The organism is Streptomyces sp. MnatMP-M17 (assembly GCF_900091995.1).
Lineage (GTDB): Bacteria > Actinomycetota > Actinomycetes > Streptomycetales > Streptomycetaceae > Streptomyces.
Window position 1 is genome coordinate 1 of sequence record NZ_FMDK01000333.1, and the last position, 13,117, is coordinate 13,117.

Sequence of the window (13,117 nt, forward strand, 5' to 3'; positions counted from 1 at the left end):
GCCGCCCCCGGCCGCGCCGCCCGCCGAGCCGGGCCGGCAGCCCCGTCCCGTCGCGGGCGACGCCACGGGCTGGTCCATGGACGAGCGGCTCTACAACCAGGTCTGGGGCATGTTCGAGGATCTGGCACGCGCGGTCGCCGCGTACCGCAGCGCGATCGACTTCGCCGAGTCCCGGCTCGACCAGGAGCTGGACCGCGTCCTGTCCGATCCCCGTAACCGCATCGGCGGAGCGGGCGAGGCGGCACGGGAGGCGGCCCGCGCCAAGCACGACCAACTCGCCGCCCAGGCGCGTGAGGTCCTCGACCGCGATCTCGCCCAGCTCGTCGCCGAGTCCGAGGTCGTCGAACCGGCCCTGCCGGCCGCGTACGCCCGCTGGGACAATCCCGTCTGGCACGCGTACCGCGTACCGATGGAGATCCCGATGGCGCTGCGCCTGGGCGATGTCCATCTGCCCGAGCGCCCGGACCTGCGGATCCCGATGCTGGTGCGGCTGCCGCTGGAGCGCGGGCTGTGGGTCGACAGCGGCCGGTCAGGATCCGAGGCCGCCCTGATGATGGACGAGGCGCAGCTCCGCGGGCTCGCCCTGGACACCGCCGTCGCCCATGCCGGGCGGCTGCTCGCCGTCTATCCGCCCGGCGAGTTCACGGTCCATGTCATCGACCCGGCCGGTTCCGCGGCCCGCTCGCTGGCGCCGCTGACCGCCTCCGGAGCGCTGGCGGGACCGCCCGCCGCCGGAGCCGCGGGAGTGGCCGCCGTCCTCGCGAAGCTGACCGAGCGGGTGGATCTGGTGCAGATGGCGGTGCGCGGCGGCGCCGCCGAGTCGCTGCCGCCCGGTCTGGACACCGCCGAGCAGCTGCTGATCGTCAATGACTTCCCGCACGGCTTCGACGACCGCGCGGTGACGCAGCTCCGCTATCTCGCCGACGAGGGCCCGTCGGTCGGCGTGCATCTGCTGATGGTCGCTGACCGCGAGGACGCGGGCGCGTACGGACCGGTGCTGGATCCGCTTTGGCGGTCCCTGCTCCGGATCACTCCGGTCCCCGACGACCATCTCGCCGATCCCTGGGTCGGCCACGCCTGGACGTACGAGCCTCCCACCGTGCCTCCGGGCAGCCGCGTGCTCTTCCAGGTCCTGGAACAGGTGGCCATCGCCCGTCGCTCCTGGCGCCGCTGAGCGGCGCACACCGGCGCACGACGGCGCGCACCCGGCTGAGCTGCACACTTCCAGCTCCTTTACCTCTTTCTTTACCTTTACTTGGTCTTTCCTGTACTGTTTCTTGGAACGGAGGGGAGTACTCCCACCTCGCGACGTGCCCGTCAATACGGACCGCCATCGGTCCCGGGGCGTCGGCCCGGGAGCGGCGGGCGCCGCACGGGTGGAGGAGACCTCCGGCAGCGACGACGCTGATCAGTAGCCGTACGAAGCCGGAGGCGCAGTGGACGTTTCATTGACCTTGTGGGTGCTGACCATTCTCGGTCTGTCCGCCCTGATTGCCGTGGATTTCCTCATCGGGCGCAAGCCTCATGACGTGTCGATGAAGGAAGCCGGAACCTGGACGGTCGTCTGGATCGCCCTCGCCGCGCTCTTCGGCCTCGGTCTGATGGTCTTCGGTACGGGCCAGGCGTCCGGCGAGTTCTTCGCGGGCTTCATCACCGAGAAGTCGCTCAGTGTCGACAATCTCTTTGTCTTCGTCCTGATCATGGCGAAGTTCTCGGTGCCGTCACATCTCCAGCAGCGGGTGCTGCTGATCGGTGTGCTGATCGCCCTGGTCCTGCGCGCTGTCTTCATCGCGGCGGGCGCCGCGATCATCGCGAGCTTCTCGTGGGTGTTCTTCATCTTCGGCGCGTTCCTGATCTACACCGCCTGGAAGCTCGTCCAGGAGGCGCGCTCCGACGAGGAGGAAGAGGAGTTCGAGGAGAACCGCCTGCTCAAGTCCATCGAGAAGCGGTTCGGGGTCGCCGACAGGTATCACGGCACCAAGCTCTTCATACGGAACAACGGCAAGCGCGTCCTGACTCCGCTGATGGTGGTCATGCTCGCCATCGGCACCACCGATGTGCTGTTCGCGCTGGACTCCATCCCGGCGATCTTCGGTCTGACCCAGGACCCGTACATCGTTTTCACCGCCAACGCCTTCGCCCTGATGGGGCTGCGGCAGCTCTACTTCCTCATAGGCGGTCTGCTCAAGAAGCTGGTGCACCTCAGCTACGGTCTGTCGGTCATCCTGGGCTTCATTGGAGTCAAGCTGGTGCTGCACGCGCTGCACGAGTCCGGTGTGCATGTCCCCGAGATCTCCATACCGGTCTCGCTGGCGGTCATCTGCGGAGTTCTGATCGTCACCACGATCACCAGCCTGATCGCCTCCAAGAGGCAGGCGGAGCGCGAGGCATCGGCCGTGGCCGGGAGCGACGGCAAGGGAGACACGGGCGGTTCGGACAGCGAGGGCGGCACGGGCGAGGCGGGCAGCAAGGACAGCGTCCAGGCGCGATCCCGCTCCTGATCCTGATCGGCGGCGGTCAGCGATCAGTGAGGCGCGCCCCGGCGGTCACCAGCCGCGGGCGCGCCAGGTCGTGAGCTGCGGGCGCTCGGCGCCGAGCGTGGAGTCGTTCCCATGGCCCGGGTAGATCCAGGTCTCGTCGGGCAGGGCGTCGAAGATCTTGGCTTCGAGCCCGTCCATCAGACTGGTGAACTCCGCCGGAGTCGTGGTGCGGCCGGGACCGCCGGGGAAGAGGCAGTCACCGGTGAAGACATGCGGATGGCCGTGCGGATCGTCGTAGACCAGCGCGATCGAGCCCGGCGTGTGTCCCACCAGATGGAGTGCGGTGAGTCCGATCTCGCCGACGGTGACGGTGTCGCCGTCCTCGACCAGCACATCGGTCGGTACGGGGATGCCCTCGGCGTCGTACCGGCCCGCGTAGGTACGCGCGCCGGTGGCCGCCACCACCTCGGCGAGCGCCTGCCAGTGGTCGCCGTGCCGGTGCGTGGTGACGACGGACGCGATGCCGTCGTCACCGATCAGAGTCAGCAAGGTCGCGGCGTCATTGGCCGCGTCGATCAGAAGCTGCTCACCGGTGGCCCGGCAGCGCAGCAGATAGGCGTTGTTCTCCATCGGCCCGACGGCGACCTTGGAGATCATCAGGGCGGGCAGCTCATGCACATCCGCCGGTCCGCCGACCTTCACCGCTCCGCTGTACGTCATACGGATCAGCCTATAGCGGCGGCAGTACGGGCAGGGAGCCGCCCGGGAACTCCAGTGCGGCTCCGTCGCGGCGCCCGGCGAGCCAGCCCATCAGATCGGCGGCCGGGCCGGTGACGGGCTGCGGGATGCCCTCCGTACGGCCGGTGCGCCAGGTGCGGCCGTCGGACGCCTTCAAGGTCAGCGGCGGGACTCCGGCGTTCCCGGAGAAGCGTTCGGTCAGGAAGTCGATCTCGCGTGCGGTGAACTCCTCGGACAGATCCTCCAGCTCACGGTCGAGTCCCAGATCGACATGGTGCAGCTCCATCTCGATCAGCCGGCGGAACGGAAGACGGGCCGCCACATCCGTGACGCCGTTGCGCAGGACGACGACCCGGGACCAGTCGGCGGGCACCGCCGCGGAATGCTGGAACCGCTCGGCGGTGTTACGTACATCGGCGAGCTGTACGTCGAGGGCGCGTGACGCGTCCCGCTCGATGTCCGACTCGCGGGAAGCGGCGTCCTCGTACATGGGCCGTCCTTCCAGCACATTGACCAAGGCGTCCGCGTTCCGGGCGAGATGGGCCAGTACATGGCCCCGGCTCCAGCCGGGAAGGCGTGACGGCGCGGCGAGCGCCGCGTTGTCCAGTGCGCCGGCCGCGGTGAGGAGCCGCTCGGTCGCTTCACGTACTGATGCCAGGTCCCGCAGATGGTCGATCATGGCGCCGACGATAGCCGTGCCACTCGATCGGGTGAAGGCGGTGAAGGGGGCTCCGTAAATCGAATGCGCGTGCTATAGGCTCGGGGGAGGCATCCTGGCATGTAGGCAGAACGCATGCGGGGACCACGCATGCAGGCACATCCGAGCCCGGCGCTTCCGTGCGGGGCAGTTCATCGCTTGGCAATCAATCGCTCTGGCGACCTCCGTAGTCCGAGAACGGGGGCTCCGCCCCTGTTTCCCCCAGAAAGGTGCGGACCGGCGTGGCCGACCGTCTCATCGTCCGTGGCGCGCGCGAGCACAATCTCAAGAACGTGTCGCTCGACCTCCCCCGTGACTCCCTCATCGTCTTCACCGGGCTCTCCGGGTCGGGCAAGTCCTCCCTCGCGTTCGACACGATCTTCGCCGAAGGACAGCGCCGGTACGTGGAGTCGCTGTCCTCGTACGCCCGGCAGTTCCTCGGTCAGATGGACAAGCCGGACGTCGACTTCATCGAAGGGCTCTCCCCGGCCGTCTCCATCGACCAGAAGTCGACCTCGCGCAATCCGCGCTCGACGGTCGGCACGATCACCGAGGTCTACGACTACCTCAGGCTGCTCTTCGCAAGGATCGGCAAGCCGCACTGTCCCGAGTGCGGGCGGCCGATCTCCCGGCAGTCGCCGCAGGCCATTGTGGACCGGGTGCTGGAGCTGCCCGAAGGCAGCCGTTTTCAGGTCCTCTCGCCGCTCGTGCGCGAGCGCAAGGGCGAGTTCGTCGATCTCTTCGCCGATCTCCAGACCAAGGGATACAGCCGGGCCAGGGTCGACGGACAGACGATCCAGCTCAGCGAGCCGCCCACGCTGAAGAAGCAGGAGAAGCACACCATCGAGGTGGTGGTCGACCGCCTCACGGTGAAGGACGGCGCCAAGCGCCGGCTGACCGACTCGGTCGAGACCGCGCTCGGACTCTCCGGCGGCATGGTCGTGCTCGACTTCGTGGATCTTCCCGAGGACGATCCCGAGCGCGAGCGGATGTATTCGGAGCATCTCTACTGCCCGTACGACGATCTCTCCTTCGAGGAGCTGGAGCCCCGCTCCTTCTCCTTCAACTCGCCGTTCGGGGCCTGCCCCGACTGCACCGGTATCGGTACGCGTATGGAGGTCGATCCGGAGCTGATCGTCCCCGACGAGGAAAGGTCGCTGGACGAGGGCGCGATCCACCCGTGGTCGCACGGCCACACCAGGGAGTACTTCGGCCGGCTGATCGGCGGGCTCGCGCAGGCCCTCGGCTTCCGTACGGACATCCCGTGGGCCGGGCTGCCGCAGCGGGCGAAGAAGGCCCTGCTGTACGGCCACAAGACCCAGGTCGAGGTCCGCTACCGGAACAGGTACGGCCGTGAGCGCGCCTACACCACGCCCGCCTTCGAAGGAGCCGTCTCCTTCGTCAAGCGGCGGCACAGCGAGGCCGAGAGCGACTCCAGCAGGGAGCGCTTCGAGGGCTATATGCGCGAGGTGCCGTGCCCGACCTGTGAGGGCACCCGGCTCAAGCCGATCGTTCTCGCGGTCACGGTCATGGACAAGTCCATCGCCGATGTCTCGGCGCTCTCGATCAGCGACTGCGCGGAGTTCCTCGGCGAGCTCAAGCTGAACGCCCGGGACAAGAAGATCGCCGAGCGGGTGCTCAAGGAGGTCAACGAACGGCTGAAGTTCCTGGTCGACGTCGGCCTGGACTATCTCTCGCTCAACCGCGCGGCCGGCACGCTCTCCGGCGGTGAGGCCCAGCGGATCCGGCTGGCGACACAGATCGGCTCCGGCCTGGTCGGAGTGCTCTACGTCCTGGACGAGCCGTCCATCGGTCTGCACCAGCGGGACAACCACCGGCTGATCGAGACCCTGGTCCGGCTCCGCGACATGGGCAACACGCTGATCGTCGTGGAGCACGACGAGGACACCATCAAGGTGGCCGACTGGGTGGTCGACATCGGCCCCGGCGCGGGTGAGCACGGCGGCAAGGTCGTGCACTCCGGGCCGTTGAAGGGGCTGCTGGCCAACAAGGAGTCGTTGACCGGCCAGTATCTGGCGGGCAAGAGGTCCATCCCGACGCCGGACATCCGCAGGCCCGTCGATGTGGAGCGGAGGCTCACCGTGCACGGCGCGCGGGAGAACAATCTGCGGGACATCGATGTGTCGTTCCCGCTGGGCGTCTTCACGGCGGTCACCGGTGTCTCGGGCTCGGGCAAGTCGACGCTGGTCAACGACATCCTGTACACGCATCTCGCGCGTGAGCTGAACGGCGCGAAGTCGGTACCCGGCCGGCACACCCGGGTCGACGGGGACGATCTGGTCGACAAGGTGGTCCATGTCGACCAGTCGCCCATCGGCCGTACGCCCCGGTCCAACCCGGCCACGTACACCGGTGTCTTCGACCATGTCCGCAAGCTCTTCGCGGAGACGATGGAGGCGAAGGTCCGTGGCTATCTGCCCGGGCGCTTCTCCTTCAACGTCAAGGGCGGCCGGTGCGAGAACTGCTCCGGCGACGGCACCATCAAGATCGAGATGAACTTCCTGCCGGACGTCTATGTGCCGTGCGAGGTCTGCCACGGAGCGCGGTACAACCGGGAGACGCTGGAGGTCCACTACAAGGGCAAGTCCATCGCCGAGGTGCTGGACATGCCGATCGAGGAGGCCCTGGACTTCTTCGAGGCCGTCCCGACGATCTCGCGCCACCTCAGGACGCTCAACGAGGTCGGTCTCGGCTATGTACGGCTCGGCCAGTCCGCGCCGACGCTCTCGGGCGGCGAGGCGCAGCGCGTGAAGCTGTCGAGCGAGCTCCAGAAGCGCTCGACGGGCCGTACGGTCTATGTCCTGGACGAGCCCACGACCGGTCTGCACTTCGAGGACATCAGCAAGCTGATCACGGTGCTGTCCGGTCTGGTCGAGAAGGGCAACTCGGTGATCGTCATCGAGCACAACCTGGATGTCATCAAGACGGCGGACTGGGTGATCGACATGGGACCCGAGGGCGGCAACGCCGGCGGTCTGGTGATCGCGGAAGGCACGCCGGAGCAGGTGGCGGGCATCCCGGCCAGCCACACGGGCAAGTTCCTGCGGGAGATCCTGGACCCGGAACGCATCAGCGACGCGGCTCCGCCGAAGAAGACGACGCGGAGGAAGACGGCGCCGAAGAAGGCCCCGGCGACCTCCGGCCGGGCCTGACGCCCAGGGCCAGGGCGGCCCGCCTCAAGGGCGGCCCTGGCCTGTCCGGTGTCGTCATACCGGCTCCGCCGAGCCGTCGCCCGCCGTTGTCCGGGAGGCGGTCGGTATCGTCGGAGGCGGTATCCGGCAATTCCGACCAGTGGAGACATCATGAACGGCCCGTTCGCGCAGCGTCGTACCGTACTGAAGGGCGTCGCGCTCGCCGGAGCGGCCGGGGCCGGAGTGGCCGGATGTTCCACCGAGTCGAAGCTCGGGCACGCCGAGAATCCCACGCCCACCGCGGCCGTCGAACTCGGTGCGGCGGACGACATCCCGGTCGGCGGTGCCAAGCTCTTCCGCGAGCAGCGTCTTGTGGTGAGCTGCCCGGCGCGCGGCGAGTACAAGGCGTTCAGCGCCCAGTGCACCCATGCCGGCTGTCTCCTGGAGAAGCTGGAGGGCACGGTGGGTGACTGCCCGTGCCACGGCAGCAAGTTCGACGTCACCACCGGCGAGGCGATCCACGGCCCGGCGACCGTACCGCTGCCGGAGGTCCCGGTCACGGCGGAGGGCGGCAAGCTCATCGCCGGTCCCCGGGCCTGAGACCGTCCCCGGGCCTGAGAGCCGCCGGGCGGGCCGCTCCCGTACCCTGCCTCCCGTGCCCCGGCGCCGTCACACTGTCCGTCGCCGACAGTAGGGTGGACGGCATGGCCGACCCCTCCAGCTACCGCCCCAAGCCGGGACAGATCCCCGACTCGCCGGGGGTCTACAAGTTCCGTGACGATCACCGCCGGGTGATCTATGTCGGAAAGGCGAAAAGCCTGCGTCAGCGGCTCGCCAACTACTTCCAGGACCTGGCGAGCCTGCATCCGCGCACCCGTTCCATGGTCACCACGGCCGCCTCCGTCGAGTGGACCGTCGTCTCCACCGAGGTCGAGGCGCTCCAGCTCGAATACTCCTGGATCAAGGAGTTCGACCCACGCTTCAACGTCAAGTACCGCGACGACAAGAGCTATCCCTCGCTCGCGGTGACGCTCAATGAGAAGTACCCACGCGTCCAGGTCATGCGCGGCGCCAAGAAGAAGGGCGTGCGCTACTTCGGACCGTACGGACACGCCTGGGCCATCCGCGAGACCGTCGATCTGATGCTCCGTGTGTTTCCCGTACGGACGTGCTCCGCGGGCGTGTTCAAGAACGCCGAGCGCACCGGCCGTCCCTGCCTCCTCGGCTATATCGGCAAGTGCTCGGCGCCCTGCGTCGGCCGGGTCACCGCCGAGGAGCACCGTGAACTGGCCGAGGAGTTCTGCGACTTCATGGCCGGCCGCACCGGTGCGTACATCCGCCGCCTGGAGCGGCAGATGACGGCCGCCGCCGAGGAGATGGAGTACGAGAAGGCCGCCCGGCTGCGTGACGACATAGGCGCCCTGCGCCGGGCGATGGAGAAGAACGCCGTCGTGCTCGCCGACGCCACCGACGCCGATCTGATCGCGGTCGCCGAGGACGAACTCGAAGCCGCCGTACAGATCTTCCATGTCCGCGGCGGCCGGGTCCGCGGCCAGCGCGGCTGGGTCACCGACAAGGTCGAGGCGGTGGACACGGCGGGCCTGGTCGAGCACGCGCTCCAGCAGCTCTACGGCGAGGAGAGCGGCGACTCCGTGCCCAAGGAGGTCCTCGTCCCCGCCCTGCCGGAGGAGACGGACGCCGTCACGCAGTGGCTGAGCGAGCGCCGTGGTGCCCAGGTCTCGCTGCGGATCCCGCAGCGCGGCGACAAGAAGGACCTGATGGAGACGGTCGGGCGCAACGCGCAGCAGGCGCTCGTCCTGCACAAGACCAAGCGCGCCAGCGATCTGACCACCCGCTCCCGCGCCCTGGAGGAGATCGCGGAGGCCCTCGCCCTGGACAGCGCGCCGCTGCGTATCGAGTGCTTCGACATCTCGCATCTCCAGGGCGACGACGTGGTGGCGTCCATGGTGGTCTTCGAGGACGGCCTCGCGCGCAAGAGCGAGTACCGCCGCTTCCAGATCAAGACCTTCGAGGGCCAGGACGACGTCCGGTCGATGCACGAGGTGATCAGCCGTCGCTTCAAGCGGTACCTGGTGGAGAAGACGCGTACGGGGGAGTGGACCGAGGAGGAGTCCGCCGCAGCCGGAGCCGAGTCCCTCGGAAACGGGAACGGGAGCGGGAATGGCCCCGGCAGCGCCCTTGCGGCCTCCGGTACGGACCTCTCGGCCCCCGCCGCGTACGGCTCCCCGGACGCCGCGCGTGAGACCCATGAGCCCCGTGAGACCCATGAGGTCCCCGCCCGTTCCGACGACGACGGCAGGCCCAGGCGCTTCGCCTATCCGCCTCAGCTTGTCGTGGTCGACGGCGGACAGCCCCAGGTCGCGGCGGCCAAGCGGGCCCTCGACGAGCTCGGCATCGACGATGTCGCCGTCTGCGGGCTCGCCAAGCGCCTCGAAGAGGTCTGGCTGCCCGGCGACGACGATCCGGTCGTCCTGCCACGCTCCAGCGAGGGCCTCTACCTTCTCCAGCGCGTACGCGACGAGGCGCACCGCTTCGCCATCACCTATCAGCGGACCAAGCGCGCCAAGCGTGTCAGGACCAGCCCGCTGGACGAGGTCCCGGGCCTCGGCGAGTCCCGCAAACAGGCGCTCATCAAGCATTTCGGCTCGGTGAAGCGGCTGCGGCAGGCGACAATCGACCAGATCTGCGAGGTACCGGGCCTGGGCCGCAAGACGGCCGAGTCCGTCGTCGTGGCCCTCGCCAAGGCGGCCCCGGCGGCACCCGCCGTGAACACGGCAACAGGAGAGATCATGGAAGACGACGGGGGCAGCACGCATGACTGAGCACGACCGGGACGGAGCGGAGCACGTGAGTACGGGCACCACCAAGGAGGCAGGTGACACCGGCGAGGCGGCCATTCCCGAGCTGGTGATCATCTCCGGAATGTCGGGCGCCGGCCGCAGCACCGCCGCCAAATGCCTGGAGGACCTCGGCTGGTTCGTGGTGGACAATCTGCCGCCCGCGCTGATCCCCACCATGGTGGAGCTGGGCGCGCGCTCGCAGGGCAATGTGGCACGGATCGCCGTGGTCGTGGATGTCCGCGGCAGACGGTTCTTCGACAATCTCCGCGAGTCCCTCGCCGACCTCGACGCCAAGGAGGTCACCCGGCGGATCGTCTTCCTGGAGTCCTCCGACGAGGCGCTGGTCCGCCGCTTCGAGTCCGTACGGCGTCCGCACCCGCTCCAGGGCGACGGCCGGATCGTGGACGGCATCGAGGCCGAGCGCGATCTGCTGCGCGAGCTGCGCGGCGACGCCGATCTGGTGATCGACACCTCCAGCCTCAATGTGCACGAGCTGCGCGCCAAGATGGACGCCCAGTTCGCCGGCGACGAGAAGCCGGAGCTGCGGGCCACGGTGATGTCCTTCGGCTACAAGTACGGACTGCCGGTCGACGCCGACCTGGTGGTGGACTGCCGCTTCCTGCCGAACCCGCACTGGGTGCCGGAGCTGCGCCCGTTCACCGGACTGAACGAGGAGGTGTCCGCGTATGTCTTCAACCAGCCGGGCGCCAAGGAGTTCCTCGACCGCTACACCGAGCTGCTCCAGCTCATCGCCGCCGGATACCGGCGCGAGGGCAAGCGGTATGTGACCGTCGCGGTCGGCTGTACGGGCGGCAAGCACCGCTCCGTCGCCATGTCCGAGAAGGTCGCCGCCCGCCTCGTCTCCGCCGGAATCGAGACCGTCGTCGTGCACCGGGACATGGGGCGCGAGTGACCGGACGCACCTTCCGGATGCGCCGACTGCGCCGGGGAACTCCCACGCTGTCGGCGCGCGGGCGCGGTGCCCAGCCGAAGGTCGTCGCGCTCGGCGGTGGTATGGGCCTGTCCGCCTCTCTCGCGGCGCTGCGGCGTATCACGGGAGATCTGACCGCCGTGGTCACCGTCGCCGACGACGGAGGCTCCAGCGGGCGGCTCAGGGAGGAGCTGGGCGTGCTGCCGCCCGGCGATCTGCGCAAGGCACTGGCGGCGCTCTGCGGCGATGACGACTGGGGCCAGACCTGGGCGCGGGTGATCCAGCACCGCTTCCAGTCCCAGGGCGATCTCCATGAGCACGCGGTGGGCAATCTGCTGATCGTCGCCCTCTGGGAGCAGCTCGGCGACCATGTCCAGGCCCTGGACCTGGTCGGCAAGCTGCTCGGCGCGCACGGCAGGGTGCTGCCCATGTCCGCCGTGCCGCTGGAGTTGCAGGCGCTCGTACGGGGCCATGACCCGGCGTACCCCGACGAGGTGAACACGGTGCGTGGCCAGGCGACGGTCGCGCTCACGCCGGGAGAGGTGCAGTCGGTGCATCTCGTGCCGCACGACCCGCCGGCCGTTCCCGAGGCGGTCGCGGCGGTCAGGGACGCGGACTGGGTGGTGCTCGGTCCGGGCTCCTGGTTCTCCTCGGTGATCCCGCATCTTCTGGTGCCGGAACTGCTCGACGCGCTCATGGAGACCAAGGCCCGAAGAGTCCTCTCGCTGAACCTCGCACCACAACCCGGTGAAACCGATGGCTTCTCACCGCAGCGTCATTTGGAGGTTTTGGGGCGACACGCCCCTAAACTCGCCCTGGACGTGGTGCTGGCCGACAAGGCCGCCGTGCCCGACTGTGAGTCACTCTCCGATGCCGCCGGCCGGTTCGGTGCCGCGGTCGAGCTGGCGCCGGTGGCAGCGTCCGACAGTTCCCCGGTCCATGATCCGGAGCTGTTGGCAGCCGCGTACGACCGTATTTTTCGGATGCATGGAAGGATCGGCCCATGGCGATGACGCCAGCGGTGAAGGACGAGATCGCCCGCCTCCCCGTCACCCGGACATGCTGCAGGAAGGCGGAGGTCTCGGCGATTCTTCGGTTCGCGGGCGGGCTGCATCTGGTGAGCGGCCGCATCGTGATCGAGGCGGAGCTGGACACCAGCATCGCCGCGCGCCGGCTCCGCAAGGACATCCTGGAGATCTTCGGGCACAACTCGGAGCTGGTGGTGATGGCTCCGGGCGGGCTGCGCCGCGGCAGCCGTTACGTCGTACGGGTGATCACCGGTGGTGATCAGCTCGCCCGGCAGACCGGGCTGGTCGACGGCCGCGGACGCCCGATCCGGGGACTGCCGCCGCAGGTCGTCTCGGGAGCCACCTGTGACGCGGAGGCCGCCTGGCGCGGCGCGTTCCTGGCGCACGGCTCGCTCACCGAGCCCGGCCGCTCCTCCTCGCTGGAGGTGACCTGCCCGGGTCCCGAGGCCGCCCTCGCGCTCGTCGGTGCCGCGCGCAGGCTCCAGATCGCCGCGAAGGCCCGTGAGGTGCGCGGAGTGGACCGTGTGGTCGTACGGGACGGGGACGCGATCGGCGCGCTGCTGACCCGGCTCGGCGCGCATGACCAGGTGCTGGCCTGGGAAGAGCGGCGGATGCGCCGCGAGGTCCGGGCCACGGCCAACCGTCTCGCCAACTTCGACGACGCGAATCTGCGCCGCTCCGCCCGTGCCGCGGTCGCCGCCGGTGCCCGGGTCCAGCGCGCGCTGGAGATCCTCGGCGAGGAGGTGCCTGAGCATCTCGCCGCCGCGGGCCGGCTGCGGATGGAGCACAAGCAGGCCTCCCTGGAGGAGCTGGGCGCGCTCGCCGATCCGCCGCTGACCAAGGACGCCGTCGCGGGCCGGATCCGCCGGCTGCTGGCCATGGCCGACAAGCGGGCACAGGACCTCGGGATTCCGGGTACGGAGTCCAATCTGAGCGAGGAGTTGGCGGACGGTCTCGTCGGCTGAGCCCGGCCCCGCCCTCAGCGGCCCCTCATGGTCAACTGCCTGCCGCCGGCACCGAGTCAGGTGCCGGCGGCGGTAATTCATGGCACCCACACATACCCTTGACATGATCATGAAGGCTGGTCAGCCTGACGTCAGCTCACGGACGTGGCAGACAACAGCAAGAGGGGCACATGAGACATAGAGCGAGATCGATACTCGCCGCAGGCGCACTGCTGCTCGCCGGTGTGACCGCGGCGCCCGCCGCCCAGGCACGGCCGGGCTCGGC

The 13,117-nt window shown here is 69.0% G+C and carries 9 protein-coding genes and 1 pseudogene; 8 read left to right on the forward strand and 2 right to left on the reverse strand.

Annotated features, from left to right (window positions below):
* Nucleotides 1-1,174: pseudogene (locus tag GA0115259_RS15505) on the forward strand (export associated protein); the annotation flags it as partial.
* Nucleotides 1,175-1,436: 262 nt separating this feature from the next.
* Nucleotides 1,437-2,501, forward strand: coding sequence for a TerC family protein (locus GA0115259_RS15510; protein ID WP_256098013.1), 1,065 nt, complete (start codon nt 1,437-1,439; stop codon nt 2,499-2,501).
* Nucleotides 2,502-2,546: 45 nt separating this feature from the next.
* Here GA0115259_RS15510 and GA0115259_RS15515 read toward each other — a convergent pair whose 3' ends face one another.
* Nucleotides 2,547-3,200, reverse strand: coding sequence for an MBL fold metallo-hydrolase (locus GA0115259_RS15515; RefSeq protein WP_093596669.1), 654 nt, complete (start codon nt 3,198-3,200; stop codon nt 2,547-2,549).
* Nucleotides 3,201-3,210: 10 nt separating this feature from the next.
* Nucleotides 3,211-3,897 (reverse strand): maleylpyruvate isomerase family mycothiol-dependent enzyme, encoded by a 687-nt coding sequence (locus tag GA0115259_RS15520; RefSeq protein WP_093596672.1) that lies wholly within the window; start codon nt 3,895-3,897, stop codon nt 3,211-3,213.
* A gap of 260 nt (nt 3,898-4,157) precedes the next feature.
* Between GA0115259_RS15520 and uvrA the strand changes: the two genes are divergently transcribed.
* From uvrA to whiA, 6 genes are all read left to right on the forward strand, one after another.
* Nucleotides 4,158-7,088, forward strand: a complete 2,931-nt coding sequence (uvrA, locus tag GA0115259_RS15525; protein ID WP_256098014.1) for an excinuclease ABC subunit UvrA — start codon at nt 4,158-4,160, stop codon at nt 7,086-7,088.
* Nucleotides 7,089-7,238: 150 nt separating this feature from the next.
* Entirely contained in the window at nt 7,239-7,667 is a 429-nt protein-coding gene (locus tag GA0115259_RS15530; protein ID WP_093596675.1) for a Rieske (2Fe-2S) protein, read from the forward strand.
* A gap of 104 nt (nt 7,668-7,771) precedes the next feature.
* Nucleotides 7,772-9,910, forward strand: a complete 2,139-nt coding sequence (gene uvrC / locus GA0115259_RS15535; RefSeq protein WP_093596678.1) for an excinuclease ABC subunit UvrC — start codon at nt 7,772-7,774, stop codon at nt 9,908-9,910.
* The gene (rapZ, locus tag GA0115259_RS15540) at nt 9,903-10,841 is read left to right on the forward strand and encodes an RNase adapter RapZ (protein ID WP_093596681.1); all 939 of its coding nucleotides are present in this window, start codon (nt 9,903-9,905) and stop codon (nt 10,839-10,841) included. The genes uvrC and rapZ overlap by 8 nt, the downstream gene beginning before the upstream one ends.
* Complete coding sequence (yvcK, locus tag GA0115259_RS15545) at nt 10,838-11,872, forward strand: gluconeogenesis factor YvcK family protein (RefSeq protein WP_093596684.1); 1,035 nt, start codon at nt 10,838-10,840, stop codon at nt 11,870-11,872. The genes rapZ and yvcK overlap by 4 nt, the downstream gene beginning before the upstream one ends.
* Complete coding sequence (whiA, locus tag GA0115259_RS15550) at nt 11,863-12,852, forward strand: DNA-binding protein WhiA (RefSeq protein ID WP_093596687.1); 990 nt, start codon at nt 11,863-11,865, stop codon at nt 12,850-12,852. The genes yvcK and whiA overlap by 10 nt, the downstream gene beginning before the upstream one ends.
* Nucleotides 12,853-13,117: the final 265 nt, after the last annotated feature.

Coding starts and splice junctions, on each gene's coding strand:
- GA0115259_RS15515 (WP_093596669.1), bottom strand. CDS start 3,200: ATGACGTACAGCGGAGCGGTGAAGGTCGGCGGACCGGCGGATGTGCAT.
- GA0115259_RS15520 (WP_093596672.1), bottom strand. CDS start 3,897: ATGATCGACCATCTGCGGGACCTGGCATCAGTACGTGAAGCGACCGAG.
- GA0115259_RS15530 (WP_093596675.1), top strand. CDS start 7,239: ATGAACGGCCCGTTCGCGCAGCGTCGTACCGTACTGAAGGGCGTCGCG.
- uvrC (WP_093596678.1), top strand. CDS start 7,772: ATGGCCGACCCCTCCAGCTACCGCCCCAAGCCGGGACAGATCCCCGAC.
- rapZ (WP_093596681.1), top strand. CDS start 9,903: ATGACTGAGCACGACCGGGACGGAGCGGAGCACGTGAGTACGGGCACC.
- whiA (WP_093596687.1), top strand. CDS start 11,863: ATGGCGATGACGCCAGCGGTGAAGGACGAGATCGCCCGCCTCCCCGTC.